Genomic DNA, 26,979 nt, shown 5'->3' with positions numbered 1-26,979 from the left:
AATGAAACTTGGAGTATTTACGGTCTTATTTGCGGATCTTTCTTTTGAAGAGATGTTAGATAAAGTAAAAGCAGCAGGTCTTCATGCTGTTGAAATCGGAACGGGCGGCTATCCGGGAAACAGCCATTGTCCGCTAGATGAGCTGCTTGAAGATGAAGAAAAAAGAGAAGCCTATATGAAGCAGATAAAAGACCGCGGACTTACAATCAGCGCATTTAGCTGCCACGGCAATCCTATTTCACCTGAGGCAAGTTTTGCAAAAGAATCTGACGAAACGCTTCGCAAGACCATCCAACTAGCATCATTAGTAGATGTTCCAGTGGTTAACTGCTTTTCTGGAACAGCAGGAGATCACGAAGAAGCGAAGTACCCAAACTGGCCTGTTACTCCCTGGCCTAACGAATATGGAGACGTATTGAATTGGCAATGGGAAAATAAGCTTGTTCCTTATTGGAAAGAAATTGGAGAACTAGCGGAGGAGCATAATGTGAAAATTGGTTTAGAACTTCACGGCGGATTTTTAGTTCATACTCCGTATACGCTCCTAAAGCTTCGCGAAAAAACAAGTCCAGCGATTGGCGCTAACCTTGATCCAAGTCATTTATGGTGGCAAGGAATTGATCCGGTAGGAGCTATTAAAATTTTAGCAAAAGAAAATGCGATTCATCATTTCCATGCAAAGGATACGTACTTGGACCAGGATAATATTAATATGTATGGCCTGACGGATATGCAGCCATACGGAGAAGTCCAAACGCGTGCATGGACGTTTAGATCCGTAGGGTGCGGACATGATGTAAAAGAGTGGTCTGATATGATGAGTGCACTTCGCACATACGGATACGATTATGTAGTCAGCATTGAGCATGAAGATCCAATCATGTCGATTGAAGAAGGATTTAAACGCGCGGTTACAAACTTACAAAGTGTATTAATTGAAGAAACTCCCTCACAAATGTGGTGGGCGTAAGCAAAAAGAAGCACCTCTAAAAAGAGGTGCTTCTTTTATTTTCGTTAATAAATCAATTCGCCTTTTGTTCACCTGAATTTCGATACAAACGGGTGATTGGCAATCCAAAAGCGCCAAGGGTAATCCTTCGCTTCACCAGAATTATCAATGCCAACGCGAGGTCCGGCGGAAATCTCTGAAGGAGTGAAGCCACGAGCAATATAAAGAGGAGGGCTGGTTAAATCATGACCGTACAAATCCATTGAAACCCCTAGTGCTTTTGTTAGTTTCCCAGGACCGTTTGTCCAATTTGTTTCGTTTTCCATCCCTCGACGTCTATTTTTCATCAAATTTTTTCCGCTAAATGGCTCAATAGCTCGAATGAGGACGCCTTCTGGACAATTGATGTCGCTGCTTACAACATTGAGTAAACAATGTGTATGCATTGTATGCGTATAGGCATGACCAGGAGGACCGAACATTACCTCCGTTCTTTTTGTGCGCAGGTTATTAAAGCTATGAGCTGCTCGGTCGAAAGGCCCTTTATAAGCCTCAGTTTCTACAATAAAACCAGATGCAGTTCCTTCTGCCGTTTCGTGAACAAGAAGACATCCTAACAGCGACTGAGCTAATTCAAGTGTAGGCTGTTGATAAAATAGAAGAGGAAGTGGTTCAATCGCTAAAAGAGAACGCGTCATTTGCTGTAGTCCATCCTTTCAAAACAGAGTCATTCACGCTGTTATGCGCATGTTTTATTATGATCTTTTCTTTGTTATTTTGCAAAGGAAGGCACTGATTAATACAGTAATCTTTCTTACTCCACGTTCAAGTATTTATCATGATTCAACTTACTCTATGAAATTATTTTATTTTAAAGAATGGTTTCGTTTTGCACGTATAGGGGGAATATTTTACTACAATACTTCGCATTTGTTGCTGGTATGATATACACAGTTCATCCATATTTTACATGCTTTTAGTTTTAAAAATTAGTGATCCGTCTTTTCTTTATTTTCGTTCTACACATGAAAGCAAAATAAAAAGATTGAATTGTAGAAAGTTCTTTATAAATGGAAATAAAGAAAAAATATCCTTCAAAGAGTATTTAAGGGATTTTAGAACATATTAAAAATAAAATTTATACACTGTGAGGAATAGCTATGAACATCCACTTTGATACATTAATGAACTTATCAATTAAACATATTTTTGGGCCTGCATCTCAAACGATCAACCATCTGACATATCATTCAAAGCAGGTTCACGACGGATCAGTATTTTTTAGTATAAAAGGTGAAAATGAAGATGGACATCAATATATTAAAGAAGCTATAGCTAGAGGAGCCGTAGCAGTCTTTGGGACAAGCATTGAGGAGCTGCATCTTTTAAGCACTCAGTATTCTCACTGTACGTTTTTAGCTGTTGACGACGTTCGCAAAGTAATGGCGTCTTTTTCTAAAATGTATTTTGATTATACGGATGAAAAGATTGAGACAATTGGCGTTACAGGTACAAATGGTAAAACAACCGTAGCAGCTTACGTAAGGTCGCTTTTAACTCTTTTAAAATTGCCGACAGGATCGATTGGCACGACCGGCATTTGGTCATCAAAGAAGAAGTTAGTTTATAAAAAAAGTACCCCTACAACACCTGAATCGATAGACTTGCATAAAATTTTTTATGATTTGTATACAAGAGGCGATGAAGCGGCAGTGATGGAAGTATCTTCAATTGCGATTGATCAGCAGCGAGTAGAAAATATTTATTTTGATGTAGCCATTCACACAAATCTTTCAGAAGAGCATTTAGAGTATCATAAAACGTTTGAACACTATAAAAAGTGCAAGATGAAATTATTTCAGCAGGCAAAACATGCCGTTATTAATATAGATGATCAGGACATGGGTAAAGACTTAAGCAGGCTATTTAAAGGACCTAAAGTCACGTATAGCTTATTAAATAATGCGGAGGCCACTCTGCAAGCAAAAAATATTAGTGTCAAAGAAGGGGGCTCTTTCTTTGATTTACTGTATAAAGGACAGTCATACAAAGTAGCAGTGCCTGTATATGGCGATTACAACATTGCTAACGTGCTAGCAGCCATTGGTACAGCTCTTCACTTTGAATACCACATTGAGGATATTATTAGCGTGCTTCCTCAATTGGAAAGTCCAGAAGGGCGCTTTCAAGTGATAGAAGGTCCTAATAACCAAAAAGTGATTTTAGACTATGCCCATACGCCTGTTGCCCTTACGCGTCTAGTAGAAGCAGTAAAAAAGATGGAGTATAACCAGCTAATTGTCATGATTGCAGGCATTGGCATTCGAGATTTTAATAAAATGCCTAAAATGGCGCGTGTCATTGAAGGAAAAGCTGATGAAATTGTCGTAACTGTTGATCATCCAGGTCATCATGATCCGAACGTAATTGTAGATCAAGTAATGACAGGCTTTTCAAATCCAAGCGCAAGTAATATTCACCGTGCCCCTACTCGAACAGAAGGAGTATTAAAGTCGCTTTCTTTAGGAAAGCCGAATGACATTATTTTACTTACAAGCGGCTGTATTAACGGCGCTCAGCTTGTAAAAGGCAACGAAATTCCGCATTCAGATGAAGAGATTATTGCCTCTTATTATGCATCGTTAAGCAATATTTCTTAATACTCTTCTTCATTTATCGCACGAACGTGGAGAAATTGAAACAGCATACGAAAGAAGGTCTCTTACTATTTTTAGAGACCTTCTTTTTGCATTAAAACTATAGGCTGTTTTCTCGCTGTGTTTTTGGTTCTTCAATTTTTACATCATGTTCTTTAGCCAGCTTTTTAATAGCTGCATTGTAATCGCGTATGCCTTTTCGTGCCTCATCAAGCATAGCATTTGCCTCAGCAATAAGGTTGCGGTCCTGCTTTTCTAAAGCGCTGACAATTTTAATGAAAGCGTTATACTGGGTATTGGCAGCCTTTATATAGCCTTCATGAACCTTTCGAAGATCGTCGGTTTCTACATCGATGTTTTCCAGTTCGTCAACAAATTTACGATAAGTAGGAATGACTTCACTCGTCATCGTATCATACATCACTGCGTCACTTGTGTAGTTAGCGCCTGTAACAGAATCGTATGCGTCAATCGCTTCTTTTTCAAGCTGAGCGGCTTTTTTTAAATCTTGGTTGTTATAGTCGATTAAATCATCTTGAACAGGATCACTAAAGCAGGCGGATAATAAAAACAAAAGAGGGACAAGACAAAATAAAACCTTCTTCAACGAATTTCACCTCCGTTTAACAATGTATGAAAAATCTGCTTGGCAAAGTCGGTTTTAATAACTGGAGAAAAAGAAGGGAGTGTATAAAAGGATTTTTAAAGGTCGGCAGTGAATTTATTCATAAGTCGGCTTGCAGTTGACCACCCCTTAGTAGCAGGAAGGAAGAGAAAATGATTAAAATAAAAAGAGACCACTTAACGAACAATGAAGTTATTGAACTAGTAAGTTCTCACCTTCAAGGAATGAACTTACATTCACCCCCTGAAAGTATTCATGCTCTAAACGTTGAAAGCTTAAAACACCGTGATATTACGTTTTGGAGCGTGTGGGAAGACAGCCAGCTAGCAGGATGCGGGGCTATAAAAGAGTTAGATGAGCACCACGGAGAAATTAAATCGATGCGAACAGCCGCAGCTCATTTGCGAAAAGGAATTGCTAGAGAGCTGCTGCAGTACATAATAAATGAAGCGCAAAAACGAGGGTACCGACGCTTAAGCTTAGAAACAGGATCCGCGTCTGCTTTTGAACCGGCTAGAAAGCTGTACGCTAGTTTTGGATTTTACGAGGGCGAACCGTTTTCTACTTACAAAGAAGATCCATACAGTGTATTTATGACAAAGAAATTGAATGATTAAAAGAGGATGGGACAAACGTATTTTAGTTAAAGAAGATCCGAACGATGAATCAAGATTCTTGATGAAGAATCTTGATTCATCGTTCGGATTTTTTATGGTGATGGTGAACGTGAACGTAGGTTTCATATATGTAGTGGCTTCTAGCGGTTGATTTAGTTATGTCTCAACCTCTTTGTTTTTTGTTTTGTCATAATTCATATAAAAAGGTATAAACTAGGTTTTTTCACTAGACAAAAAGGATTTTCCTATGTAGTATAGGTGTCAGATAATACAAAACGAATGTTCAGTATAAATAATAAATGTGCGGGGCGGTGGAAATAGCTTGAATAAAAAAAAGCTTCAAAGTGAACAAACCAAAAGAAAAGTGGCAGATGCCGCTAAAGCATTGTTTTCTCAAAAAGGCTATAAAGCTACATCTATTGAGGAAATTGTAGAAGCTACGGGAAGCAGTAAAGGGAATATTTATTATCACTTTAAAAGTAAAGAAGGGCTTTTTCTCTATTTAATAGACGAATGGGATCTCGAGTGGGAACGAAACTGGAAAGAAAGAGAGTCTCTTTACAAAACAACAAGAGATAAGCTTTTTGGAATTGCGGAGCAAATCATTTTAGATGATTTAAATCATCCTCTTACGAAAGCCGCCGATGAGTTTTTTAACAACGAGGAAAAGGGCAGCGACATCGAAGAGCGAATTGATGAGATGGTGAAACGACACGTGGAGTTTAACCGGGAGCTTTTGCAAAAAGGGATTGATGAAGGAGAGTTTTCTCCTAAAAATGCAGAACAGCTTGCAGTGATTTTAGAAGGGCTGTTTGTTGGAATGAGCCGCATGTCTCGAAAAACGAACACGGAAAATGCCCTGCAGCTTTACCATTCAGCAATCGATGTATTTTTAAACGGAATTATAGCAAGGTCTTCTTAAATAATCGGGGATGCTTATTGCGGTAATGAGTAATCCCTCATTATTTTGTATTTTTATAGACCGAACGTTCAGTATTTTTGTAATCAGGAGGTTTATATGTCATTATTGTTAAGAAATCGAGCGGCGATTTTGCTGCTCATGCTAAACATTTTTATTATTTTTACAGGAATCGGTCTCGTTATTCCAATTATGCCAACATATATGACGGAGCTTCATATCAACGGCAGCGTGATGGGGCTTTTAGTAGCGGTGTTTTCACTGACTCAATTTCTGTTTTCACCTTTAGCGGGACGGTTATCAGATTCGTTAGGGAGAAAGAAAATTATTGTAGCGGGAATGATTGTTTTTGCCTTGTCTGAATGGTTCTTCGGTTCAGTAAGTACACCTCTTTTATTATTTGTATCGAGAATGTTAGGCGGGGTCGGGGCCGCGCTTATTATGCCTGCTGTTATGGCCTATACAGCGGACGTGACGTCTGCTAAAGAACGTGCTAAAGGAATGGGCTATGTGACGGCGGCGATTACAACAGGATTTATTATTGGACCTGGTATTGGCGGCTTTTTAGCTGAATACGGCATGCGTGTACCATTTTATATGGCCGCAGTAGCAGGCGGCTTGGCTGCAGTGATTACGCTTTTTGTTTTGCCAGAGTCTCGTCCTGTACAAAATCATGCTGTTTCAAACAATGAGAATCCAAAAGAAGATCGGCTGCTACTCCAGCTTATGAATTCCTATAAAGAACCTTATTTTTTAAGTTTAATTATTGTTTTTGTGACATCGTTTGGATTATCCAATTATGAAACGATTTTTTCGCTATTTGTTGATCATAAATTTAGCTTTACGCCCAAAGATATTGCGTTTGTTATTACGTTTGGCTCTATTGCGGGGGCCGTAGTGCAGGTTACGATTTTTGGCTGGATTTTAAATAAGTTTGGTGAAAAAAGAGTGATTTCGTTTTGCTTGATGATGACGGGACTTTTTATTTTACTTACGCTGTTTGTGCACACGTACTGGCTTATTATTGTTGTGACATTCATCGTCTTTTTAGCAACAGATATTTTACGTCCGGCAATCAGCACGCAAATGTCGATGATGGCACAAGACGACCAAGGGTATGTAGCCGGACTAAATTCTGCTTATACAAGTCTTGGGAATATTATTGGACCCGTTGTAGCAGGCTTTCTTTTTGATATAAACATTAATTATCCGTACGTATCGGCTGCACTTGTTCTGCTGCTTTGTTTTCTTTTATCTTTAGGGGCAGGGAAAGATCGAAAAACAGCTGTGAGAAATCAAACCGTTCAAGAGAAATAATAGGTAACGAAAAGCTAGTAACATATAAAAAACGAAAACCCACTGTTAATTTCAGCAGTGGGTTTTCGTGGTTTTCTTATGATCAGGCAATCGTTATCCCCGCACTGGCATAACCTGTAATAGTGTTAACTAAGGAAAGACCTGTAGCAGTTGCTGAATACACCATTAATAATCGATTTTGGGATGTAACAGGTATATTTAAATTTTGAGTGATTCCGTTTATAGTAGTTCCGATGGCAATTGTTCCTGAAAGCGTTAAGTTTACTGATGCTCCGGGAACAGGTGAAAAGATATTATTCGGAGTTGTTGAACGGTATAGCTGGGCAGTAATCGTTACTGTAGTACCCAATAAGCTTAAACCTAATGTTGTACTAAAATAAGCTGCGATGGCTGTAAGAGTGCCATCTCTAGGAACTGAAAATGCAAAGTTAAGAAGTGTCCCGCTTGCCCCGGTAAGATCAATTGTTCCTCCAACGATAGAAACTCCTGAAACAGAGTTTCCAAATCCTATAAGTCCATTGGTCCCAACTAGCCCCCCTACAATAGTAGTAACGGTTATAGTTGTACCTGATGCATAGGGAATCATCGCACCTCCAATGGCAATTCCCGTAGCTCCAGTGACGCCGGTAGCCCCAGTAACACCGGTAGCCCCAGTGACGCCGGTAGCCCCAGTAACACCGGTAGCCCCAGTGACACCGGTAGCTCCGGTAACACCGGTAGCCCCAGTGACACCGGTAGCCCCAGTGACACCGGTAGCCCCAGTAACGCCGGTAGCTCCGGTAACGCCGGTAGCCCCAGTAACACCGGTAGCTCCGGTAACGCCGGTAGCCCCGGTAGCCCCAGTAACACCGGTAGCCCCAGTGACACCGGTAGCCCCAGTAACACCGGTAGCCCCAGTGACACCGGTAGCCCCAGTGACACCGGTAGCTCCGGTAACGCCGGTAGCTCCGGTTATTCCGTTGCAAAAACAGCTACCGATTGGTCTAGAATTGCAGCATTTGTCGTCCATTTTGATTACCTCTTTTAATTTATATTGAAAGAAAGGTTATTTATTATAACGTATTCAGTAAGTTTATTTATATTAAGAGCATAGGTTTATTTAAATGGGCTTTATGTAATTGCAGATAAGGTGGTAGTCACTGCAAAATTAATATTCTGCAGTGATTTTAAACAACTTAATTTAATGTATATCTTACTACAATATCTAGGTTAGCTTTTGCTGATGCGGTTTCAGGTGGGATTGGACCTGTAATAGAAATAGATCCTAAATTATCAACAGTTCTTAGTAAAGATTCACCTGGAGCAATTTCAAGATCAGGACCTATAATGTCTGTTCCTGCTGCATTTGTAACAGTTACTGTAAAAGCGACTGTTCCAGTGTTGCGTAGAACAAAAGAAGCGACCACTGACTCGTTTATGGCTTGGTAAACAACAACTGTATTATCAGGAGCAGCGGCAGGAGCAATTGTAAACTGAGTACATAATTGATCCTTCACGTATTCCGTTTGGTTAAAACAATTTCCCAAAATCGCTGAGTTACTATCTGAGTTACATCCCATTTATTTCACACCTTCTTTTATTTTTTATAGTTTATAAAATGAGAAAACTATTTTTTGGTGCATGTTCACGGGACTTTATTCATATTTAAATTAAAATAAACATAATGTAAATATAAAAATATAAATGAGGTGGGAGTATGGCTGAATCCCCACTTAATCATAGGCATATTGCGATTTCAACACCTGTCGTACAAGATTGGATCCAAACATCATCGGAGATCAAATTTCAAGAAGAATTTCAAGAAGGGGTTCCTGCAGAAGATATAATTTGTAGTGATTTTTACGTTAATCGATTCCAAAATTCTAACTATATACTTTGGAGAGCAGACAACATATCTGGAATTAGTTGTACACTTAATCTTACCATAGATAAGTTAAATACAAACAAGCTGCTATTGGATATTAATGAAGGAGAAAGATTTATTATTCTTCGCAAAGGAGCTCATACTTTAACGCTTAGTAACGTCTTTAGTATTTCAATTCAAAAGCAAAAAGGAGATATGTACAAAGGTAAATGTAGTATTCAATTAAATTATCTTCTTCCCGCTAGTGAAATTGATTTTTCACATAAACCAGTATGCCACCTAGTAAAAGACAAAATAAAGTATACAGAAGTTTCGGCTGTTAACAACCGTAAAAGTCGCATGGTACAAATTGATGATAAAACTGTCACGTTAAAAAATGTTCATATTCTTATTGAAGGCTTTATAGAAGTAAAACTAAAAAAACAAAACGGTACTTTTTTTTCAACACATGTATATTTTGACGAGATTCTTTCAGTATGGTTGTGTTTGTCTGAAAATAGTAAAGTTGAGTGTGAATTGGCAAGTTCTCATTGCGAATGTTTTGTGTTTAAAAAGCAACAAAAAAGAAACTACAGTTTTTTTGCTATTGTATCGCTTTGTTTGAATGTTATCGCAACAGAGGATGCCGTGATCTGTATTAACAGTAAAGATCTTCAAAGTAGAGATGAAATTTAATCCATATGTAAGATGTTGAATAGTCTCATTAACGCTCAAAAACAGTAAAACGGTTGCAAATAAAAAAGGTTAATAGTAAACTTTAAACGTAACAAGAATAGTATGGGAGCTTGCGCGGGGCAGGCTGAGAGTACAGGGACGCCTGTTGACCATTTGAACCTGTTGGATAATGCCAGCGCAGGGAATGTGAGTACATACCAAAGCACTTTGCGCATGCAAGGTGCTTTTTTGTCTTTTTTGCAGTGTTAAAACTAAATGAAAAGAGTGAAAAAACATGGATATTAGTAAAATTTCAGCTCAATTAGAGAAAGTAAGAGACATAAGTCCGCTTGTTCATAATATTACGAATGTTGTGGTAACCAACTTTACAGCAAATGGACTGCTTGCACTAGGAGCTTCACCTGTTATGGCTTATGCGAAAGAAGAAGTGGCTGACATGGCACGAATCGCCGGAGCGCTTGTCTTAAATATGGGTACACTGACGGCTCAGGAAGTAGAAGCGATGAGAATAGCAGGAAAATCAGCAAATGAAAATGGCGTGCCGGTTATTTTCGATCCTGTAGGAGCCGGAGCGACACCGTTTCGTACAGAAGTAGCACGTCAGCTTGTAGAAGAATTAAATATGGCAGTTATTCGTGGTAACGCTGCTGAAGTTGCGAATGTAGTAGGCGAGTCATGGCTCATTAAAGGCGTTGATTCATTAGAAGGGCAAGGAGACGTCATTGAACTTGCTGAGAAAGCAGCGAACAAATTAGATACGGTGATTGTTATCACGGGTAAACAAGATGTAATCACAGATGGAAACAAAACGTATACAGTAGACAACGGTCACCCGTTATTTACGAAAGTGACGGGGACTGGATGTCTGCTGACATCAATTATAGGAGCTTTCGCTGCTGTAGAAAAAGAATATGTCGAGGCAAGCGTTGCTGCTTTAAGTTTTTACGGAGTGGCGGGTGAAATCGCCGCAGAGAAAAAAGGTGAAGAAGGGCCGGGAAGCTTTCAAATTGAGCTGTTAAATCAGCTTCATCTTTTATCTGGGCAGGATATTGAATCATATGCAAGAGTACATCAACGTTAAAAGGAGCCGGAAAATGACAAATGAAGAAATCAAAAAGTTGCTGCAAGTTTATTTTATAATGGGCAGCAATAACTGTACAAAAGATCCGAGAGAAGTGTTGAAAGAAGCAATTGAAGGCGGAGTTACTGTGTTTCAATTCCGTGAAAAAGGCGAAGGTGCCCTAACAGGAGAAGCGAAATATCAGCTGGCGAAGGAACTTCAGCAAATTTGTCAGCAGCACAGCGTTCCTTTTGTTGTGAATGATGATCTTGACTTAGCGATCCGCTTACAAGCAGATGGCGTTCATATTGGACAAGAAGATGAAAAAGCTCATATTGTTCGAGAGAAAATAGGAAAAGGAATTGTAGGCGTCTCTGTTCATAATGTACAAGAGCTGCAGCAAGCGATAAAAGACGGGGCAGATTATGTAGGAATGGGACCTGTTTTTCCTACTTCTACAAAAAAAGACGCAAAAGCAGTGCAAGGTACAAAGTTAATTGAAGAAGTGCGAAACCAGAATATTGACTTTCCAATTGTAGGAATCGGCGGGATCACGCCTGAAAATGCCAAACAAGTAGTAGAAGCAGGTGCAGATGGCGTTTCTATTATTACCGCGATTAGCTTAGCAGCGTCTCCAAAAGAAAAAGCAGCTCAATTGAAAGAAGCGGTAGGAAAATAAAAAAAGCGCACAGTGTGCGCTTTTTTATTATAGCTGAACAGTTTGAGGAGTTTCTTCGCCTTCATTCATAAAGCGAATTTCGTTCGGCGTAATTTCAAGAACAACATACTCAGGGTCATTTGGACCGTCAAACCATTCTTTCATGTGATCATTCCATATACGCCCTTTTAATTGATCACCAGTACGAAGAACAGCTGTACCAGATAATTCTAAGTATTGATCGCCATATCCTTCGCCGCTGTAGCCCAATAGTACGTGCACGTTCGGATTGGCTTCGATTTCCTCTGCCTTATGTGTATTGATATTTGTTGGTGTGTAAAGAGCGATACCATCTTCATCGCTAAAGAATGTCATATAGCGAGAGTGGGGTTTGTTGTTTACAACTGTGGCTAATGTTCCTACACGATTTCCTTCTAATACTTCGTTTACTTTTTTAGCAATTTTTTGTTCATTCATTTTATCCATCTCCTTTATTACTTTTTATGTTCCTCAATCGAAGATAAATAAAACATACATGTCTAAAAAAAATATAAGTTAACAATAAAATAATTATGTAAACTATTAAAATGAAAAATAAAAAAAGCTAGCTACAGCTAACTAAAAAATAAGCCCGCACTGCCGTAACCCTAAGTGTCTTAAATACCCAGATCTACTAGGTGGGTGCCCTCATAGCCGGGTTTAGCGTCCCAAGAAGGGCGTGCTATCTGCAGCTAAATTTTGAGCTCCCTTTTAACACTCAAAGGTTTAAGACAACATGAGTATACGCACAGCGCAGGTATGTATAACAAATGTAAATAAAATGCCGATATATAAATGTTTTCTAATTAATCAACTTTCATCGTACAAGAAATGATTATAACGGAATAATGAATGGAACGCAAGACTTTTATTTAAAGTTTTTCTTCTCTAACATCTTGGCGGGGAAACAGCAACAAAATAAGAAAAGGGCCCGCAACTGGAATGAAACATAAAAGAAGGTAAGGGCGGGATGCTATCCTTTCTTTTGTCATAACGGAGTAAGAAAGCCACGTTAAAACAAAAAAATCAGCGGTCATCACGCTAACAAGCTGTGACTGCATAAAAGCATCTCCATAAGCTTTTATTGAACCTAAGGATAGTCCGTATGCGTAACCTGCAATCGTGAGCGCTAAGCATAATCCAATCCATAGACGAGAAGAAATGATAGCAATGAAACGTGAAGGAATACGCGAACATGTTCGAACTTTTTGTCCTTTCCAATGATAATAGAACAAAAGAGAAAAAGCTCCAAGCGCAAATGATAGAAGAGAAAATGGCCATCCAGGCAGTTTGTATGTATCTTTTTTACAGATCATTACCATAAACAATACTGGGAAAAGTCCTAAAAAAGAGAATACCATAACCACGAGCGGATCTACCTGTTGAAAATTTCCTGTGATAAGATTTTTAAACAGCAAATCATTACCGGCGCTTGCTCCTGGAGCTAGCAGCAAGGCGTATAGTACAAGCATAGCCCATACAATGATATACATATTCTCAACTCCTTTTACTTGTTTTAGTGTACAAAAACCATTTCAGTATATTTCCCCGTCTTGTGACGAAGGGAAACGCTTGAAACTCTTCTTTAATTAGGTGTAATATTACACTAAAGAAATGTACGTGTATAGAAAGAAAGGGCTGTGAAAATGAATAAACAAGAAGTAATTAAATCAGTATCGGATAAAATACGATTAATTCGTTTAGAAAGAAACTATTCACAAGACAGAATGGCTGAAGTCATTGGTATTTCTAAAAAAACATTGGTTCAAATTGAAAAAGGGCGCACAGAAGCAGGGTGGACGACCACTGTTGCAGTATGCGGTTTGTTTGGTGACAGTGAAATCCTTCAATCGGTTTTAGGAGACGTTCCTTTAGAAGTAGTAGAAATCATTGCTCATAACGGCGTATCTTCTCCAAAAGATAAAACGCTCGGAGGAAGAGTATGGTGGAAAGAAATTCAAAAAGAAGGCTTTTTTCGTCTGCAGCAAAATATGATTAGTCAGCACTATCGCATTTTAGATGACCAAGACTATCGATGGTTTAGTTCATTTGATAAAAGCGAAGCGGTAAAAAGGTTTGAACAATTAACGAATGAATAAAAAGAGGCCGGGACATAACAAAATCACTGCATATATGAAACCTACGTTCACTCTATCCATAAAAAAATCCGAACGAATTTGATTCTCCATCAAGAGTCTTGATTTATCGTTCGGATTTTTCTTCCACTGCTATACTTTTGTCTCAGCCACTACTGATTCATTAACGTACCTGATGAGGGACGACTGAACCAATTCCATAGCTCTACATCTCCAAGTGACGCATATGTGATTGACGGATCATTCTTTAATTTCAGAAGCTTTTTTGTAGGCCCTGTAATCACAACGCCGTACACACCGACGCCGTGTTTTTTTACATAAGAATATCGCTGCTTTAGCAACAGATCGGAATGGTCTAGCTGACGAACTTTTTGGACCGTTTCTTCATTATCGGCTAATAATTTCATCATATTTAAAACATTCGACTTGCTAGTAGAGTGGGTTTGATTTCCTTTGTGATCGTAAGGTAAGTCTAAAAACTCTGGAAAGCCAAATGTTGATGTTAAGTCAATTAATGGCTCATCTTTTGTGCTTGTTTTTTGTTCGTGCCCTGTATTAAGCGCGTACCAAGAGGTAGAAAAATCACGGCTGTCGATGGCGTTCATTTTTTGCTGAACTTCTTTTAGCGAATACGTATCATCAAAAGAAATAGCCACTTCGCTTACCGTTCCTTTTGGTAGATTTTCTAACGCTTTCCATGTTTCGTTTGTCCATTCCTTATACTCTTTTGCATGCAGCTTTAGTTTTTTGGGATCAGGATAGACAAAAGAAAGGTTAAGGTCGTATTTGCCGCCGGAAAATTCTTTTTCTACACCGCTTGTTTTATCAAACAGCTGATGAAATGTAAACGTCCCAATGGCCTGCTCCTCACGTCCAATTTGCTTATAAGCTTCCATTTGCGACTGCATGCGGAAAAAGGACTGTGTATCAGAAGTGGTTTCACGTATATGAACGTTCGGAAAAGCAGATTCGATAGCCGCTTGATTCACGCTGTTTATGTATTCGGTTTTTGATTGATGATAATATACAATAGATAAAAAGCTGCCGATTATCCATAGCAGAACGACAGAGCCAATGACAGTTGTCACATTTGAAAGGCGCTGCTTCCATTTGGCGATATAAATGGACTTTTTAACTTTTTTATTATCCAACATCGTATCGTCACTTAGTGAAGTAGCTGATGAAGTTGGCGATAACAGTTCATCTTCAGTTAGCAAGTGCTCCAAATGAGCCGAGCATGCTTCACAATTTTCCGTATGTTCTTCAAGTGCTTCTGCTTCTTTGTCTGTCAAAGTGCCGTTTTTATATTTTTCCCATTGATGCTTCATATCTTGACAGCTCATCCGTCCTCTTCCTTTCTTTTTTTCAATTGTTGACGACCACGATACAAGTCCATTTTCACTTTTGACAGAGTATAGCCAGTCATTTCTGCAATCTCTTCATATGTGAAGCCGTGATAATCTCGTAACAGTACAATATTCTGCTTAGCCGGAGGCAAAGCAGATACATCAGAAAGCCAGCCGTCGATTTCACTTTGAATCATCACTTGTTCTTCAGCACTTGGCTGAGGAGTAAAGTGCCATTCTTCTATTTCGACAGTAGGGCGTTTTTTTTCTTTTCGATACCAGTCAATAAAGGCGTGATAAGCAATTTTGAACAGCCAAGGCTTCACTTCTTCGCCTTTATATGTTTCTAAGTGTAAAAGTGCCCGGTAAAAGGTCTCCTGCATTAAATCTTCCGCTGATTCTTTTCTGCGAGTAAGAGAGAGAAGATAGCGCAGCAAATCATGCATGTGCTGTTTATAAATGTGTTCAAAGTTATGCTGTTGTGCCATTTTCTCCCCCTTTCATTTAATCAACGCAATTTGTGGATAAAAGTTTCGGTTTTTTTATCAAAAATCGTATGTAATAGATAAAAGATGCTTAAAATACGATATATAGCTTATCATACTAAAAAGAAAACCATATGAAATTCGACATAATTCCATGTAATTTGTCATTTTTTTAAAAAACTAAAGGGTAATTGGTGTTCGAAGGAAACAGAAAATGTTATGATAGAACAAGGATGTGCTCTTACAAAAAACAGCTACATACATAATAAAAAATACAGCGTTTGTTTGCAAAATAAAAATGGACAAACACATGGTGTTTAACCATGGATGTTTGTGGGAAAATAAACTAAGTATTTTCAACAAAAAGTAAATTAAATTGTGTTTTCACTTATAAAAAACACGGTAAATTGGAAAAGGTGGGGTCATGATGGACGTAGAAAATACACAAGGTACAGAAGAACAAGCACCTAAAGTCAAAGCAGCTAAAGTTGGCGATACCATTCAGCCAAAAAAAGGCGACTATAAAGGATTTAAAGGAATTGTTATGGTAGTGCGAGACAATTCGGTTATCGTAGATTTTGGGAAAGATGCTGAAACGGGCGAATCCATGAAAACAGTCGTTAATCATAAAAACTATAAAATCGTAAAAAAGTAGGTGAATAACCTACTTTTTTTTACTGAATATATGTTTAAAGACTGCGGTTTTTCTATCGGAAACCTTAGAGAAAAGCGTAGGTAAAGCAATTCTTTGAGAAGAAGAATGTTTTTTAGTAAACTATAGAAAGTATGCAGAAAGAAAGGATTTTTGTTATGTCAATTCAACTATCACAATTATCATTACCACAAGAGGTTCTTTCGCTTTTAGCGAATCGTAAATATGAAAACTTGTCCGATGCTGATCAGCTATTAATTGGAAAAGGCGGCTATACAGCAGAAGAAGCAGATATTTTAGAAGATGCTATTATTGCCTTGTCACTAGGGAAAAACGTACTTTTAAAAGGACCAACAGGTTCAGGTAAAACAAAGCTTGCTGAAACGCTGTCGTATTTATTTTCTCAGCCGATGCATAGCGTTAACTGCTCGGTTGACTTAGATGCAGAAGCGCTGCTTGGTTTTAAAACAATTGCTGAACAAGAAGGGAAAACAGGTATTGAGTTTGTGGAAGGACCTGTTATTCAGGCAATGAAAAAAGGGCATTTATTATATATTGATGAAATTAATATGGCTAAACCTGAAACACTTCCTATTTTAAATGGGGTTCTTGATTACCGAAAAATGATTACGAACCCATTCACTGGAGATGTAGTACGCGGTCAGCAAACGTTCGGCGTAGTAGCGGCTATTAATGAGGGGTATGTTGGTACCGTTCCATTAAACGAAGCGTTAAAAAATCGTTTTGTTGTTATTGAAGTGCCGTATATTCAAGGAGGCAGCTTAAAGCAAGTTCTGATGTCTCAGTCTCAGTTAAAAGACGAAAAATTAATTGATAAATTTGTTACGCTCTCTGCGGATTTAATTACTCAAGTTCAAAGCGGCCATGTATCAGAAGAAGCTGCGTCTATTCGTGCGCTTATCGATACGTGTGATTTAGCTCTTTATATGCCGCCTCTTCGCGCGATTAGACGCGGTATTATTGAAAAGCTAGAAGATGAAAGGGAAAAAGCCGCCATTCAAAATATTGCTGAAACATTATTTGAGTAAGGAGTGGCGCTATGCGATTTATTAAATTTAACGACAAAAATGTAGATTCCTTTCTCTATATGGAGCTGGCAGATTTAACGAAAACATTAACAAAAAATGATGAAATTGAAGTAGAGTATCGCGTTTCTTCTTATTATGATCCTGTACACGGCATTATTTATCTCAGTCACTTTTGGGATAACCGTCCAGAAGAAGACAAAGTGTACGGCTTAAAAAGTGATGTATTTTTAAGAAGTATTGGAAGCTATAAGCATTCAAACTTCAAAGAAATTAATGCATATTTAAAGAAAATAAATAAAACCTCGGTACCTGGCTTAGCTAAGCAGCTGTTTATGCTGTTTGAAGATATTCGTTTAGAAGAAGTATGCAAACGCGAACGCCCTGGAACGAAAAAAGCCTTCGCCGTCAGAAGACAGCTCTATAGAAAATATTTTGCTACACAAATGAGCGCAAATCTAACAAAAAGCGTGTATACGGATGCACTTTTTAACGGCATCTACTTGCTATTGACGGCTGAAAATCCATTTGAAGAAATTCCTTCAATGAGTGAATCGATTAATTTAGCGATGCCTTTTATCCGCAGACAGCTAACAAATGTATATGAAGCTAAAACAACAAAAGATGTATCGCGCATCTGTCTTGAACTTGTAGATGTCTTTGATGATATTGTTGAAAAAGATATGCTTAATACTTATTTCTTCTTGGCTGAACTTCAGTATGATCAGTTAGAAGAAGGGTTAACATTTGAAGATCTAAAACGCAAAGATTCATTAGTGAACGATGATATTTTAGAGCATGAAAAAGACGGAGATGAAGACATTCACGAAGAGAAAATGGAAATGTGGCATCGAGAGACAAGCGAAGCGACGCAAAGTTTTCTACAGTTTGATATGGATCAAGGCTCAAAAACAGACATGCTAGGCGATGGTGTTCGTGAAGGCGACGATGGAGATCAAGCAATGGGCATGGTGCAAGGGTCTTCTCAAAAAACATCGCGGAACGATTATTCTCAAATCGAAGCCATGGAGCAAACGCATCCGGAAAAAGACGGGGAAGCGGATTATGAGTATGGGAAAGAAAATAAGCATGCCTATGCTGTTTTTATAGATTCTAAACTTCCGAACGACGATCACGTTGTTCAGTATGATGAGAATAAAAAAATTATTGCATCGTATCAAAAGAAATTAAAGCAAATGATTGAAAAAACGCTTGAACATAAAAAAACGCTTCCTAGAAGCGAGCTGCACTTTGGCCGATTAAATAAAAAGCTTCTAAAACTATGGACAGACGACAATCCTCGTTTGTTTTATAAAAAAGATGAAGATTCTGCGCAAATTGATGCCGTCTTTTCTCTTTTAGTTGACTGTTCCGCATCAATGTACGACAAAATGGATGAAACGAAGCTTGGGATTACGCTATTTCATGAAGCGTTAAAATCTGTTATGGTGCCTCATCAAATTGTAGGGTTTTGGGAAGATACAAATGATGCCACCGAAACGAGCCAGCCTAACTACCTGCAGACAGTTATGGACTTTCAAGCATCGTTAAAGCGTAAAAGCGGTCCTGAAATTATGCAGCTTGAGCCTGAAGAAGACAACCGTGATGGATTTGCCATTCGCCATATGACACGCCGCTTGCTTCAGCGTTCTGAACAGCAGAAGTTTTTACTTGTGTTTTCAGACGGTGAACCAGCCGCTATGGGATATGAACAAAATGGTATTGTAGATACGCACGAAGCGGTATTGGAAGCACGCAAGCACGGAATTGAAGTCATCAACGTCTTTTTATCCAACGGGGAAATTGATGAAGGACAAAAGAAAACCATTCAAAATATGTACGGGAAATATAGTATTCTAGTACCAAACATCGAAGAACTTCCCGATGTGCTATTTCCTTTACTCAAGAAATTACTTCATAAAAGCATTTAAAAAAGTCGAAGCAATATGCTTCGACTTTTTTTGCTATTGACCGTTAAAGAAGAGCGAGGTAAGTTAAATATATATGAAAAAGAGAGAAGGAATGGCAAGTGGAAGGAGTTCAAACGTCATCTAGAAGAGCATGGGGGCTGCTGCTTGTAATCATTGGCGCCACAATGTGGGGAGTATCTGGCACGGTGGCTCAATATTTATTTCAGCATAAAAGTTTTAACGCAGAATGGCTGGTCGTCGTTCGTATGTTAGTATCCGGATTATTACTTTTGGCAATAGCCTCTAAGCAGCGTAATATTTTTGCAATTTGGAAAACAAAAGAAGAGAGGACTTCGCTGCTTTTGTTTGGTGTAATCGGTATGCTCGGCGTGCAGTATACATATTTTGCAGCTATTGAAGCAGGAAACGCTGCTACAGCTACAGTGCTTCAATATACGTCGCCAATATTTATTATTGGCTATTTAGCTGTGCAAGCAAGAAAGTGGCCGGTGAAAGTAGAAATGATTTCTGTTGCGCTCGTCATAACGGGGACCTTTTTTCTTGCAACAAGCGGGAATTTTAACGAGCTGTCTATTACAGGATGGGCGTTGTTTTGGGGAATTGGGGCAGCTGTGACGTCTGCTTTTTATACGCTTCAGCCTAAGCGTCTTCTTACGAAATGGAGCTCAATTGAAGTAGTAGGCTGGGGAATGGTGATAGGCGGCGTAAGTTTTTCATTTATTCACCCGCCGTGGCATATAGCAGGTGAATGGTCGCTATTGTCGCTGTGTGCGGTGTTATTTGTAATCATCTTCGGAACGCTCATTGCATTTTATTGCTATTTGGAAAGCTTGAAGCATATTAGCGCTTCTGAAGCCATTGTTCTTGCGTCAGCAGAGCCTTTATCAGCAGCGGCGCTCTCTGTTCTATGGCTTCATGTGACCTTTGGATGGACGGAGTGGTTAGGTACGATTCTTATTATCGCTACGGTATTTTTACTTTCTCAGCGAAAGCCAGAGGTGACGTCATAAGTAAAAAGGACTTTCAAATGAAAGTCCTTCTTGTTTTTATAGAGGTTTTAGCGTAAACGTGTTTGTATACGAGCGGTTAGCATATAGTGTGTAATCAGGATGTGTTTTAGCTTGCCAGCTATCGTCTCCGCCAACGCCCATTTGCTTGTAGTTAACCCGCACGGTTACTGAATCGCTTGCCGGCAATTTGTAAAAATGATCGTAAGCCTCCAGTTCAAAAGGTGAGTAAGGTAAAGCATTCAGCTCGACTGTTGGCAAACCTTTTATCAAAAAGCCGCGTCCTTGAGCGTTTGTAATAGTGGCCCATCGAACGTCCGTTTTATTTCCGCATTCTTGAGGGCGTAAATACGGTGTGACTTGCTCTTTTACACTGCCTTTATGAAGGGCCAGCTTAGCGCCAGTTTTACGATCCCAATAATTTTCATGAGGTCCTCTTCCGTACCATGTTAAAGAATCAAAAGTCGCATTCATCGTAAACAGCGTGCCGATTTCTGGAATTTCAGGCATTGTCTCAGAAGGTGCTAAAGATTGTTCAATTTTCATTTCACCATCGTTATATAGCGTATACGTTACATAGCAAGAAGCAAGAGAGTTGTCTAAAGCTAGTTCAACCGAAATGATAACAAAGTCAATTTGCGGCTGAACACTTATTTTTTGCACATGCTGCTCTAAGCTTGCTTGACGCCACGTTTGACATCTTTCATGCAGTTTATTCCCGAGGTCATTATCGGTTACTGCACGCCAAAAATTTGGACGGAAACCCGACGCAAGCAGCTCGGTGTGCTCGTAGTTGTAAGAAATAAACTGTCCTTTTCGCTTATCAAAAATAGCCGTGAAGTTAGTTCCTGTAACCGTAAGCGTTTGTTCATTTTGGTTAACGGTTAAAGCAGGATGAGCAGCTTTTACTGAAGGCACAGCGGTTTTGGCAGGCAGCAAAAACTGTTCGTACGCCACTTCATATCCAGCTGAAGCCCAGGCTGTATCTTTAGACAATCTGAGAGAAAGAGTTAAAACAAATTCGTCAGCTTCATTTTCTTGCTCACAAAGAGGATAAGAAAGCGTCAGTTCGTCTGTACCATCAGGAGCTACATTTAAAAGAGACGCATGCTTTTCAACGAGTTCACCGTTTTTTTCAACAGTCCAAACAAAATCATAGGCGTTCAAGTTTGTAAACAAGTGTTTGTTTTGAACGGCAAACTTTCCTTTTGCAGTGTCGACTGCTGTCCACTTTACGGGCTGATAGCATTTTTTTACTTCTGCAATTTTGGGGCTAGCTGTCCCATCAGCAAAGATTAAGCCGTTTCCGCAGAAGTTACCATCGTTAGGAGTATCACCAAAATCTCCCCCGTAAGCTAAGTAAGAAGTACCGTCTTCTGCTGTTGCTTGAAGAGCTTGATCTTTCCAATCCCATATAAAACCGCCTTGCAAGATCGGATATTGATCAAACAGCTCCCAGTATTTGTACAGATTTCCGCATGAATTACCCATTGCATGGCTGTATTCGCACAAAATGTAAGGTTTTTTCGGATTCATTAGTGCATAGCGCTCTACATCTGCTGGCTTAACGTACATCGTGCTTTCTATATCTGAAGCATCATAGTCGCGATGATGGAAAATTCCTTCGTAATGAACAAGTCTCGTGGAATCTTTTTCTTTAAAAAAGGTATACATATGCTGAAAGTTTTCTCCGCCAAATGATTCGTTTCCAAGCGACCAAATAATGATAGAAGGGTGGTTTTTGTCACGTTCGTACATGGAACGACAGCGATCCAATACGTTTTCTTTCCATTCTGGCTTGCTTCCTGGAACGGCTTTTTGCTCACCTTCTTGTAAATAAGTCCACGTTCCGTGCGTTTCTAAATTGGTTTCATCAATAACGTACAGCCCGTATTCATCACATAGTTCATACCATACTGAATCGTTAGGATAATGGGATGTACGCACCGCGTTAATATTATGCTGTTTCATCAGCAAAATGTCGTGAAGCATGTCTTCACGCGTGATGCCTGCCCGACCTTTTACTGAATCAAATTCGTGGCGATTCACTCCTCGAAGTACAATACGTTTGCCGTTGATTGTCATAAGACCGTTCTTTAGTTCAAACGTACGGAAGCCGACTTTACAGCTTTCTGTTTCGATAATAGAACCAGCAGAATTCTTTAAGCTGATTACAAGCGTATACAAATTAGGACTTTCTGCGCTCCATTTTGCAGGGCTTTTAATGTGTGTACGCAAGGAAACTGTACGTTGATCGCTCACACTTAAATTTGTTTGCAGCGGAGCTTGTAGTACTTCTTGGCCATTGGCGTCATACAGCATGGCTTCAAATGTTAGACCTTGAGTATCGTGCTCAAAGTAATTTAAAATATCAGCTGAAACGATAAGTTCACCATCTTCGTAGTTGTTATCAAGCGACGAACGAACGCTAAAGTCATAGATGTGAACCGGTGGAGTAGAATAGAGATACACATCTCGGAAGATGCCGCTCATTCGCCAAAAATCTTGGTCTTCAAGCCAGCTTGCATCACTCCAGCGATATACTTCTACTGCTATCGTATTTTCACCTTCTTGAAGGTAAGAAGTTATATCAAATTCAGCTGGAGTAAAGCTGTCTTCGCTGTAACCAACAAACTCACCGTTAATCCATACGTAAAAAGCAGATTCGACGCCTTGGAAGCTGACGTACACCGGCTGATCTTTCCATTCTGATTTAGGTGTAAAAGTACGGATGTACTGACCGACAGGGTTATATTTAGTCGGTGCAAAAGGAGGTTCGAGCTCTTCATTTTCAACCCAAGGGTATGTCACGTTTGTATATTGAGGATAGTCATATCCTTGCAGCTGCCAGTGTGAAGGAACTGAAATAGAGTCCCATTTCTCATATGAAAACTCAGGTGCGAAGAAGTTTTTGACGCGGCCATCTGCATTTTCAGCAAAATGAAAATACCAGCTGCCATTTAAGCTTTGATAGTAAACAGAAGATTTTCTATCATTTTTCAAGGCCTCTTCGACCGTTTGATAAGGCATAAGTAAAGCGTGTGCTTTTGAACGGTTCAATTGAAAAATTTCAGGGTTGTTATTCCATTCAGGGTATCCGTTTGCAGGTGCTGTATAATGAAATTTCTTGCCGGTTTTTAACACGTCGATCCCTCATTTCTAAAGTACTAGGTTATTAGTTTATATGAAAATGATAACGTTTTCTGAAAACCTTATCAATCTAATTATTTTCATGATAATATAACTATATTCACATAAAAAGGGGGAAGTAATGTGGACCGTATGTACTTTCCGGCTCTTTCAGATGAAGATATGAAACTGCCATTCTATGTTACAAGCGCTGGAAGCTGGAGACACCAAACGCATATTAAGCGTCAGGGAGAGTTTCCTGATTATCAATGGATTCAATGCCTAAAAGGAAGAGGCGAGCTTCGTGTAAACGACGAGGTTTATATTATAAAAGAAAATGAAGGGATGTTTCTGACGCCGCACGTTCCGCACGAATACTATCCCGTTACGAGCGAATGGCAAGTATGCTGGGTTTCTTTTAACGGAAGTGTGATTGATGATATCATGCTTTCTCTTCAATTTATTAATTCGGGAAAAATCGTCCTTACAAATGCTGAAAGTCTTTACAGGATGCTTCAAGAACTAATGGATCGGTTAGAAGAAAATCATACCTCTAGCACCATGCAGTGCTCTGAACTACTATACAGCGTCATTTTAAAACTTCGCCAAGACAGCGTATATATAGAAAGCAAAAGTCGCCTGCAGCAAATTACTCAGCTAAACCCAGTCCTTCGTTATATCGAGGAATATTATCATCAGCCGTTAACGCTAGAAGTACTGGCGCAGCAGCTCAACGTAACGGAGCAGTATACGTGTTTGCTTTTTCAACAATCTCTTGGCACCCGGCCATTTGAATACGTAACGCGCGTGCGGATTCAAAAAGCAAAGAAACTGCTGCTTAAAAACAACCAAATCTCTGTACAAGATATAGCAAGACAAGTAGGGTATGAACATCCAAGCTACTTTATCAAGCGTTTCAAAGAACAGGAAAACGTTACGCCAACTATTTTTCGGAAAATGTATTTTTCATAAGCTACATATATCGGGTTTTGTCTAGGTCATAAGGCACGGTGTGTATGCTGGTTATTTCGTACGAGTTTTAAAAAAGAAATTAAATGTAGTTTTAAGTGAAAACGGGGAGGAAAAGTAGAGAGAAGAAACAAAAAGGAGGGATAAACGTGTTTGGGTTAAATGATCTTCCAAAGTTTGTGTGGTCATTCTGTCTTGTATTGCCACTTGTATCATTTGTTCATCAGCTGGGGCATTCCGTCATGGCAATTATTTTCGGAGGGAAGGTCGATTTTACTATTGGGCGAGGGAAAACGATTCTTAAAATGGGGAAGTTTAAAATTAAGTCAGTCTACTTTTTAGACTCGTTTTGTAAATATGAAAATCTTAAGAATGACAGTCGCATTTCTCATGCAGTGGTGTATGCTGGTGGTGTACTGTTTAATTTGCTTACTATTTTTATAATAAATGGATTAATTATGGCTAATATTCTGCCTGAAGATATATTTTGCTATCAATTTGTTTATTTTTCAGTCTATTATGTTATTTTCTCACTGCTGCCAATTCAATATACAGAGACAACTGCAAGTGATGGACGTGCTATATATAACGTATTACGGTACGGGAAAACGTGTGATCCAGATTAAAGGGCTGTGTGCAGCAGCCTTTTTTGGTGCGTTTTTTCTCGTTCATTTAAATAAAAAAAGGAAAACTTTACGAAAAGAAAATAGTAGCGGATAATAAAGATAGAAGATGTTGGAATGTAAGAAAGGAGAGGATTCATACGATTATTGAGACAGAACGAATGACGCTGCGAGCCATGGCCGAAAGCGATGCAGGAAATTTACTGAAAATCTTTGAGGATGCTGAAGCAATGAAGTATTATTCTTCTACTAAAAGCGAACAAGACACACGCCGCTGGATTCAATGGATGAAGCAGCATTATCAAACGTACGGCATTAGCATGTGGATCGCTGAGGATAAAAGGAAAGGAGAGTTTCTAGGGCAGTGCGGCATGGTTCTTCAAAAAGTAGACGGAAAGGTAGATCCAGAACTTGGTTATTTATTTTTACGCAGCCGCTGGGGGGAAGGCTATGCGAGGGAAGCAGCAAAAGCTTGCTTAGATTATGGACTTCATACGCTGAAATTTCAGAAGATTATATCATTAATAGATCCTGACAATTTCCCATCGATTAAAGTGGCTGAAAGAATTGGCATGAAAAAAGAAAAGCAAGTTAACAAATGGGATAAATCGTTATTCTTTTATAGTATATATAATGAAAAATGAGAGTATAGGAGTGGTAGCATGATCAAAATTAAGAACGTTTCGGTAAAACGAGCAGAAAAAGAAATTTTAAAAAACGTGTCGTGGTTAGTGGGAAAAGGGGAACATTGGTGTTTGCTTGGGTTAAATGGTTCCGGAAAAACGACGCTTTTAAATATAATCAACGGATATATCTGGCCTACAAAAGGTCAAGTAGAAGTTCTTTCAAGGAAATTTGGAGAAACAAATCTGTCTGAGCTCAGAAAAGAAATCGGGTGGGTAAGTTCTTCGCTTCAGCAGCGGTTTCGAGATGACGATACGGTTTTAGAATTGATTTTAAGCGGCAAATTTGCATCTATTGGTTTATATGAACAAGTGGAGCAAAAAGATATGAACCAAGCCATAGAATTAATGCAGCTGCTAAATTGCGCAGATTTACAAAATCAGGCGTACGGAACACTTTCTCAAGGAGAGCGCCAGCGGGTGCTAATTGCCCGAGCTCTTATGGCTTCACCAAAGCTTTTAATACTTGATGAGCCATGTACAGGTCTAGATATAATGGCCCGAGAACAGCTTCTTCAGCTGATTGCAAAAATGGCAGAGCAGCCAAAAGCGCCTACGCTTATTTATGTTACTCACCATGTAGAAGAAATTTTGCCTTGCTTTACCCATACGCTTTGTATGCGCCAAGGAGAAGTGTTTTCTTCTGGGAAAACGAAAGACCAGCTCACTGAGCCGCATCTTTCTAAATTTTTTAATCACGCCGTAGAGATTAAGCAGCAGAAGGAACGCACTTGGCTGTCATTAAAAGAACCGGTACCGGTAAAAAGCTGATCTAACGTCGAGAAACCTTCTTACATACCATGGGAAAAAGAGCGCTGCTTGCAATGGAAACAAGCTCATTGTGAAGATAATGTTTACATGCTACATAAATAGTGGTGCCGCAAATAATATCAATTAGTAAAAAAGCAGCAATGTCATGTTTATCAATGGTTACAAATACAAAAGAAGAGGAATCATAAGCTGTCATCGTTGGCTCCTTTGATTATATCGTTATGTTACTTTATTCACAAAAGGCTTGGGCTATACGAACTTTTAAAGAAGTAAGATAATGACAGCTGATTCTCTTTTCTACAGCTGATAATATTCTTGTTCGAGTATACTCATGATAAGATCTGTCTGAAATGCTTCTTCAATAAAAGCACCTTCACGCTCTATTCCTTCTTTTACAAAACCACATTTTTCATAACAAGCAATGGCTCTATGGTTGTATTCGAGCACTCGTAAATCGACTCTGTGCAAGTGAAGGTGTTCAAATGCATACGCAAGTACCAATTTTGTAACTTCAGTGCCTAGCCCTTGATTCCAAACGGAGGAATCAAATAAACCAATTGCATACCGTGCGCGCCGGTCGTACTCGTTAACGGTCAGCCGGGCCTCTCCAACAAAACGCTGCTGATATTCAATACACCAATTCAGCTTTTGAGACTTTATGTACTCGACGTGCCGCTTGGCATCTTGTAATGTAAGAGGTTTTAAGTTTCGGGTATCGCCTCCGTACATGCGAATAAGTTCTTTTGTTTGTTTGCATGCTAGATAGTCATTTACATCGCTGTCCTTTGGTTTTCTTAGTATCACGTTTTTTCCTTTTAAAAGTGGTGAAACATTATTCATTTGATGCATCCTTTCTTTTCT

Annotated in this window: 28 protein-coding genes, 1 other RNA gene, 1 pseudogene and 1 riboswitch; of the genes and pseudogenes, 18 read left to right on the top strand and 12 right to left on the bottom strand. The window is 39.1% G+C overall.

Annotation, left to right across the window (positions count from 1 at the left end; all coding sequences use genetic code 11):
• Position 1 precedes the first annotated feature (1 nt).
• Positions 2 to 970 (top strand): sugar phosphate isomerase/epimerase family protein, encoded by a 969-nt coding sequence (locus AC1DEF_RS09345; protein WP_013082974.1) that lies wholly within the window; start codon positions 2 to 4, stop codon positions 968 to 970.
• 68 nt (positions 971 to 1,038) lie between these two features.
• Here AC1DEF_RS09345 and AC1DEF_RS09340 read toward each other — a convergent pair whose 3' ends face one another.
• A complete protein-coding gene (locus AC1DEF_RS09340) occupies positions 1,039 to 1,647 on the bottom strand; it encodes a DNA-3-methyladenine glycosylase (RefSeq protein ID WP_477727351.1) in 609 nt (202 codons plus the stop codon).
• Between the two features lie 462 nt (positions 1,648 to 2,109).
• Here AC1DEF_RS09340 and AC1DEF_RS09335 point away from each other — a divergent pair, with 462 nt between their 5' ends.
• The gene (locus AC1DEF_RS09335; RefSeq protein ID WP_097823551.1) at positions 2,110 to 3,609 is read left to right on the top strand and encodes a UDP-N-acetylmuramoyl-L-alanyl-D-glutamate--2,6-diaminopimelate ligase; all 1,500 of its coding nucleotides are present in this window, start codon (positions 2,110 to 2,112) and stop codon (positions 3,607 to 3,609) included.
• 97 nt (positions 3,610 to 3,706) lie between these two features.
• Here the strand turns inward: AC1DEF_RS09335 and AC1DEF_RS09330 are convergent, their stop codons facing one another.
• Positions 3,707 to 4,213, bottom strand: a complete 507-nt coding sequence (locus AC1DEF_RS09330; RefSeq protein ID WP_013082979.1) for a hypothetical protein — start codon at positions 4,211 to 4,213, stop codon at positions 3,707 to 3,709.
• 170 nt (positions 4,214 to 4,383) lie between these two features.
• Here AC1DEF_RS09330 and AC1DEF_RS09325 point away from each other — a divergent pair, with 170 nt between their 5' ends.
• From AC1DEF_RS09325 to AC1DEF_RS09310, 4 genes are all read left to right on the top strand, one after another.
• Complete coding sequence (locus AC1DEF_RS09325) at positions 4,384 to 4,848, top strand: GNAT family N-acetyltransferase (RefSeq protein ID WP_477727350.1); 465 nt, start codon at positions 4,384 to 4,386, stop codon at positions 4,846 to 4,848.
• On the top strand, positions 4,841 to 4,999 hold the full coding sequence (locus AC1DEF_RS09320) for a hypothetical protein (RefSeq protein WP_477727349.1): 159 nt from the start codon (positions 4,841 to 4,843) through the stop codon (positions 4,997 to 4,999). Before AC1DEF_RS09325 ends, AC1DEF_RS09320 begins: the two co-directional genes overlap by 8 nt.
• Before the next feature lie 171 nt (positions 5,000 to 5,170).
• Entirely contained in the window at positions 5,171 to 5,770 is a 600-nt protein-coding gene (locus AC1DEF_RS09315) for a TetR/AcrR family transcriptional regulator (RefSeq protein WP_013056860.1), read from the top strand.
• Positions 5,771 to 5,866: 96 nt separating this feature from the next.
• A complete protein-coding gene (locus AC1DEF_RS09310; protein ID WP_097823550.1) occupies positions 5,867 to 7,084 on the top strand; it encodes an MFS transporter in 1,218 nt (405 codons plus the stop codon).
• Positions 7,085 to 7,166: 82 nt separating this feature from the next.
• Here AC1DEF_RS09310 and AC1DEF_RS09305 read toward each other — a convergent pair.
• Positions 7,167 to 8,060, bottom strand: a pseudogene (locus AC1DEF_RS09305) (exosporium glycoprotein BclB-related protein); the annotation flags it as partial.
• A gap of 199 nt (positions 8,061 to 8,259) precedes the next feature.
• Complete coding sequence (locus tag AC1DEF_RS09300) at positions 8,260 to 8,643, bottom strand: S-Ena type endospore appendage (RefSeq protein ID WP_097823548.1); 384 nt, start codon at positions 8,641 to 8,643, stop codon at positions 8,260 to 8,262.
• Between the two features lie 137 nt (positions 8,644 to 8,780).
• Here AC1DEF_RS09300 and AC1DEF_RS09295 point away from each other — a divergent pair, with 137 nt between their 5' ends.
• The 3 genes from AC1DEF_RS09295 (at position 8,781) to thiE (ending at position 11,362) form a co-directional block, all read left to right on the top strand.
• Positions 8,781 to 9,623 (top strand): S-Ena type endospore appendage, encoded by an 843-nt coding sequence (locus tag AC1DEF_RS09295; protein ID WP_097823547.1) that lies wholly within the window; start codon positions 8,781 to 8,783, stop codon positions 9,621 to 9,623.
• 92 nt (positions 9,624 to 9,715) lie between these two features.
• Positions 9,716 to 9,824, top strand: a riboswitch (TPP riboswitch).
• A gap of 73 nt (positions 9,825 to 9,897) precedes the next feature.
• On the top strand, positions 9,898 to 10,704 hold the full coding sequence (thiM, locus tag AC1DEF_RS09290; protein WP_097823546.1) for a hydroxyethylthiazole kinase: 807 nt from the start codon (positions 9,898 to 9,900) through the stop codon (positions 10,702 to 10,704).
• 13 nt (positions 10,705 to 10,717) lie between these two features.
• Positions 10,718 to 11,362: a thiamine phosphate synthase gene (gene thiE / locus AC1DEF_RS09285; RefSeq protein ID WP_050688722.1), complete on the top strand. Its 645-nt coding sequence runs from the start codon at positions 10,718 to 10,720 to the stop codon at positions 11,360 to 11,362.
• 27 nt (positions 11,363 to 11,389) lie between these two features.
• Here thiE and AC1DEF_RS09280 read toward each other — a convergent pair whose 3' ends face one another.
• From AC1DEF_RS09280 to AC1DEF_RS09270, 3 genes are all read right to left on the bottom strand, one after another.
• Positions 11,390 to 11,818: a pyridoxamine 5'-phosphate oxidase family protein gene (locus tag AC1DEF_RS09280; RefSeq protein WP_013082985.1), complete on the bottom strand. Its 429-nt coding sequence runs from the start codon at positions 11,816 to 11,818 to the stop codon at positions 11,390 to 11,392.
• Positions 11,819 to 11,965: 147 nt separating this feature from the next.
• A non-coding RNA gene (gene ssrS, locus AC1DEF_RS09275) (6S RNA) lies at positions 11,966 to 12,143 on the bottom strand.
• Positions 12,144 to 12,252: 109 nt separating this feature from the next.
• The gene (locus AC1DEF_RS09270; protein ID WP_097823544.1) at positions 12,253 to 12,873 is read right to left on the bottom strand and encodes a hypothetical protein; all 621 of its coding nucleotides are present in this window, start codon (positions 12,871 to 12,873) and stop codon (positions 12,253 to 12,255) included.
• A 153-nt stretch (positions 12,874 to 13,026) separates the two neighbouring features.
• Between AC1DEF_RS09270 and AC1DEF_RS09265 the strand changes: the two genes are divergently transcribed.
• Positions 13,027 to 13,479 (top strand): helix-turn-helix transcriptional regulator, encoded by a 453-nt coding sequence (locus AC1DEF_RS09265; RefSeq protein WP_176521229.1) that lies wholly within the window; start codon positions 13,027 to 13,029, stop codon positions 13,477 to 13,479.
• A 149-nt stretch (positions 13,480 to 13,628) separates the two neighbouring features.
• Here AC1DEF_RS09265 and AC1DEF_RS09260 read toward each other — a convergent pair whose 3' ends face one another.
• On the bottom strand, positions 13,629 to 14,819 hold the full coding sequence (locus AC1DEF_RS09260) for an anti-sigma factor (protein ID WP_043982187.1): 1,191 nt from the start codon (positions 14,817 to 14,819) through the stop codon (positions 13,629 to 13,631).
• Positions 14,816 to 15,310, bottom strand: coding sequence for an RNA polymerase sigma factor (locus AC1DEF_RS09255; RefSeq protein WP_016763958.1), 495 nt, complete (start codon positions 15,308 to 15,310; stop codon positions 14,816 to 14,818). The genes AC1DEF_RS09260 and AC1DEF_RS09255 overlap by 4 nt, the downstream gene beginning before the upstream one ends.
• A gap of 421 nt (positions 15,311 to 15,731) precedes the next feature.
• Between AC1DEF_RS09255 and AC1DEF_RS09250 the strand changes: the two genes are divergently transcribed.
• The 4 genes from AC1DEF_RS09250 (at position 15,732) to AC1DEF_RS09235 (ending at position 19,946) form a co-directional block, all read left to right on the top strand.
• A complete protein-coding gene (locus tag AC1DEF_RS09250) occupies positions 15,732 to 15,962 on the top strand; it encodes a YkvS family protein (protein WP_013056869.1) in 231 nt (76 codons plus the stop codon).
• Positions 15,963 to 16,093: 131 nt separating this feature from the next.
• The gene (locus tag AC1DEF_RS09245; protein ID WP_097823542.1) at positions 16,094 to 17,008 is read left to right on the top strand and encodes an AAA family ATPase; all 915 of its coding nucleotides are present in this window, start codon (positions 16,094 to 16,096) and stop codon (positions 17,006 to 17,008) included.
• 11 nt (positions 17,009 to 17,019) lie between these two features.
• Positions 17,020 to 18,936 (top strand): vWA domain-containing protein, encoded by a 1,917-nt coding sequence (locus AC1DEF_RS09240; protein WP_043982191.1) that lies wholly within the window; start codon positions 17,020 to 17,022, stop codon positions 18,934 to 18,936.
• Between the two features lie 98 nt (positions 18,937 to 19,034).
• Positions 19,035 to 19,946, top strand: coding sequence for an EamA family transporter (locus AC1DEF_RS09235; protein WP_097823541.1), 912 nt, complete (start codon positions 19,035 to 19,037; stop codon positions 19,944 to 19,946).
• Between the two features lie 36 nt (positions 19,947 to 19,982).
• On the opposite strand, the gene lacZ is transcribed toward AC1DEF_RS09235, so the two are convergent.
• On the bottom strand, positions 19,983 to 23,087 hold the full coding sequence (gene lacZ, locus AC1DEF_RS09230; protein ID WP_097823540.1) for a beta-galactosidase, LacZ type: 3,105 nt from the start codon (positions 23,085 to 23,087) through the stop codon (positions 19,983 to 19,985).
• A gap of 138 nt (positions 23,088 to 23,225) precedes the next feature.
• On the opposite strand from lacZ, the gene AC1DEF_RS09225 reads away from it, so the two are divergent.
• The 4 genes from AC1DEF_RS09225 (at position 23,226) to AC1DEF_RS09210 (ending at position 26,118) form a co-directional block, all read left to right on the top strand.
• A complete protein-coding gene (locus AC1DEF_RS09225; RefSeq protein ID WP_255255755.1) occupies positions 23,226 to 24,044 on the top strand; it encodes an AraC family transcriptional regulator in 819 nt (272 codons plus the stop codon).
• Between the two features lie 146 nt (positions 24,045 to 24,190).
• Positions 24,191 to 24,667, top strand: coding sequence for a site-2 protease family protein (locus tag AC1DEF_RS09220; RefSeq protein ID WP_013082995.1), 477 nt, complete (start codon positions 24,191 to 24,193; stop codon positions 24,665 to 24,667).
• A gap of 158 nt (positions 24,668 to 24,825) precedes the next feature.
• Positions 24,826 to 25,308 (top strand): GNAT family N-acetyltransferase, encoded by a 483-nt coding sequence (locus tag AC1DEF_RS09215; protein WP_097823538.1) that lies wholly within the window; start codon positions 24,826 to 24,828, stop codon positions 25,306 to 25,308.
• A gap of 18 nt (positions 25,309 to 25,326) precedes the next feature.
• On the top strand, positions 25,327 to 26,118 hold the full coding sequence (locus AC1DEF_RS09210) for an ABC transporter ATP-binding protein (protein ID WP_097823537.1): 792 nt from the start codon (positions 25,327 to 25,329) through the stop codon (positions 26,116 to 26,118).
• A gap of 1 nt (position 26,119) precedes the next feature.
• On the opposite strand, the gene AC1DEF_RS09205 is transcribed toward AC1DEF_RS09210, so the two are convergent.
• Entirely contained in the window at positions 26,120 to 26,314 is a 195-nt protein-coding gene (locus AC1DEF_RS09205) for a hypothetical protein (protein ID WP_034652505.1), read from the bottom strand.
• A 101-nt stretch (positions 26,315 to 26,415) separates the two neighbouring features.
• Positions 26,416 to 26,958, bottom strand: a complete 543-nt coding sequence (locus AC1DEF_RS09200) for a GNAT family N-acetyltransferase (protein ID WP_016763968.1) — start codon at positions 26,956 to 26,958, stop codon at positions 26,416 to 26,418.
• Between the last annotated feature and the right edge of the window lie 21 nt (positions 26,959 to 26,979).

This window comes from Priestia sp. 10L35 (assembly GCF_056395685.1).
The sequence above is the reverse complement of the archived record's forward strand: the minus strand, read 5'-3'. Positions and strand labels throughout refer to the sequence as shown.

Excerpts from the sequence above, each read along its gene's own strand:
- AC1DEF_RS09345 (WP_013082974.1), top strand. The coding sequence starts at position 2 with ATGAAACTTGGAGTATTTACGGTCTTATTTGCGGATCTTTCTTTTGAA.
- AC1DEF_RS09340 (WP_477727351.1), bottom strand. The coding sequence starts at position 1,647 with ATGACGCGTTCTCTTTTAGCGATTGAACCACTTCCTCTTCTATTTTAT.
- AC1DEF_RS09335 (WP_097823551.1), top strand. The coding sequence starts at position 2,110 with ATGAACATCCACTTTGATACATTAATGAACTTATCAATTAAACATATT.
- AC1DEF_RS09325 (WP_477727350.1), top strand. The coding sequence starts at position 4,384 with ATGATTAAAATAAAAAGAGACCACTTAACGAACAATGAAGTTATTGAA.
- AC1DEF_RS09320 (WP_477727349.1), top strand. The coding sequence starts at position 4,841 with ATGATTAAAAGAGGATGGGACAAACGTATTTTAGTTAAAGAAGATCCG.
- AC1DEF_RS09310 (WP_097823550.1), top strand. The coding sequence starts at position 5,867 with ATGTCATTATTGTTAAGAAATCGAGCGGCGATTTTGCTGCTCATGCTA.
- AC1DEF_RS09300 (WP_097823548.1), bottom strand. The coding sequence starts at position 8,643 with ATGGGATGTAACTCAGATAGTAACTCAGCGATTTTGGGAAATTGTTTT.
- AC1DEF_RS09295 (WP_097823547.1), top strand. The coding sequence starts at position 8,781 with ATGGCTGAATCCCCACTTAATCATAGGCATATTGCGATTTCAACACCT.
- thiM (WP_097823546.1), top strand. The coding sequence starts at position 9,898 with ATGGATATTAGTAAAATTTCAGCTCAATTAGAGAAAGTAAGAGACATA.
- thiE (WP_050688722.1), top strand. The coding sequence starts at position 10,718 with ATGACAAATGAAGAAATCAAAAAGTTGCTGCAAGTTTATTTTATAATG.
- AC1DEF_RS09280 (WP_013082985.1), bottom strand. The coding sequence starts at position 11,818 with ATGAATGAACAAAAAATTGCTAAAAAAGTAAACGAAGTATTAGAAGGA.
- AC1DEF_RS09270 (WP_097823544.1), bottom strand. The coding sequence starts at position 12,873 with ATGTATATCATTGTATGGGCTATGCTTGTACTATACGCCTTGCTGCTA.
- AC1DEF_RS09265 (WP_176521229.1), top strand. The coding sequence starts at position 13,027 with ATGAATAAACAAGAAGTAATTAAATCAGTATCGGATAAAATACGATTA.
- AC1DEF_RS09260 (WP_043982187.1), bottom strand. The coding sequence starts at position 14,819 with ATGAGCTGTCAAGATATGAAGCATCAATGGGAAAAATATAAAAACGGC.
- AC1DEF_RS09255 (WP_016763958.1), bottom strand. The coding sequence starts at position 15,310 with ATGGCACAACAGCATAACTTTGAACACATTTATAAACAGCACATGCAT.
- AC1DEF_RS09250 (WP_013056869.1), top strand. The coding sequence starts at position 15,732 with ATGATGGACGTAGAAAATACACAAGGTACAGAAGAACAAGCACCTAAA.
- AC1DEF_RS09245 (WP_097823542.1), top strand. The coding sequence starts at position 16,094 with ATGCAGAAAGAAAGGATTTTTGTTATGTCAATTCAACTATCACAATTA.
- AC1DEF_RS09240 (WP_043982191.1), top strand. The coding sequence starts at position 17,020 with ATGCGATTTATTAAATTTAACGACAAAAATGTAGATTCCTTTCTCTAT.
- AC1DEF_RS09225 (WP_255255755.1), top strand. The coding sequence starts at position 23,226 with ATGTACTTTCCGGCTCTTTCAGATGAAGATATGAAACTGCCATTCTAT.
- AC1DEF_RS09215 (WP_097823538.1), top strand. The coding sequence starts at position 24,826 with ATGACGCTGCGAGCCATGGCCGAAAGCGATGCAGGAAATTTACTGAAA.
- AC1DEF_RS09210 (WP_097823537.1), top strand. The coding sequence starts at position 25,327 with ATGATCAAAATTAAGAACGTTTCGGTAAAACGAGCAGAAAAAGAAATT.
- AC1DEF_RS09205 (WP_034652505.1), bottom strand. The coding sequence starts at position 26,314 with ATGACAGCTTATGATTCCTCTTCTTTTGTATTTGTAACCATTGATAAA.
- AC1DEF_RS09200 (WP_016763968.1), bottom strand. The coding sequence starts at position 26,958 with ATGAATAATGTTTCACCACTTTTAAAAGGAAAAAACGTGATACTAAGA.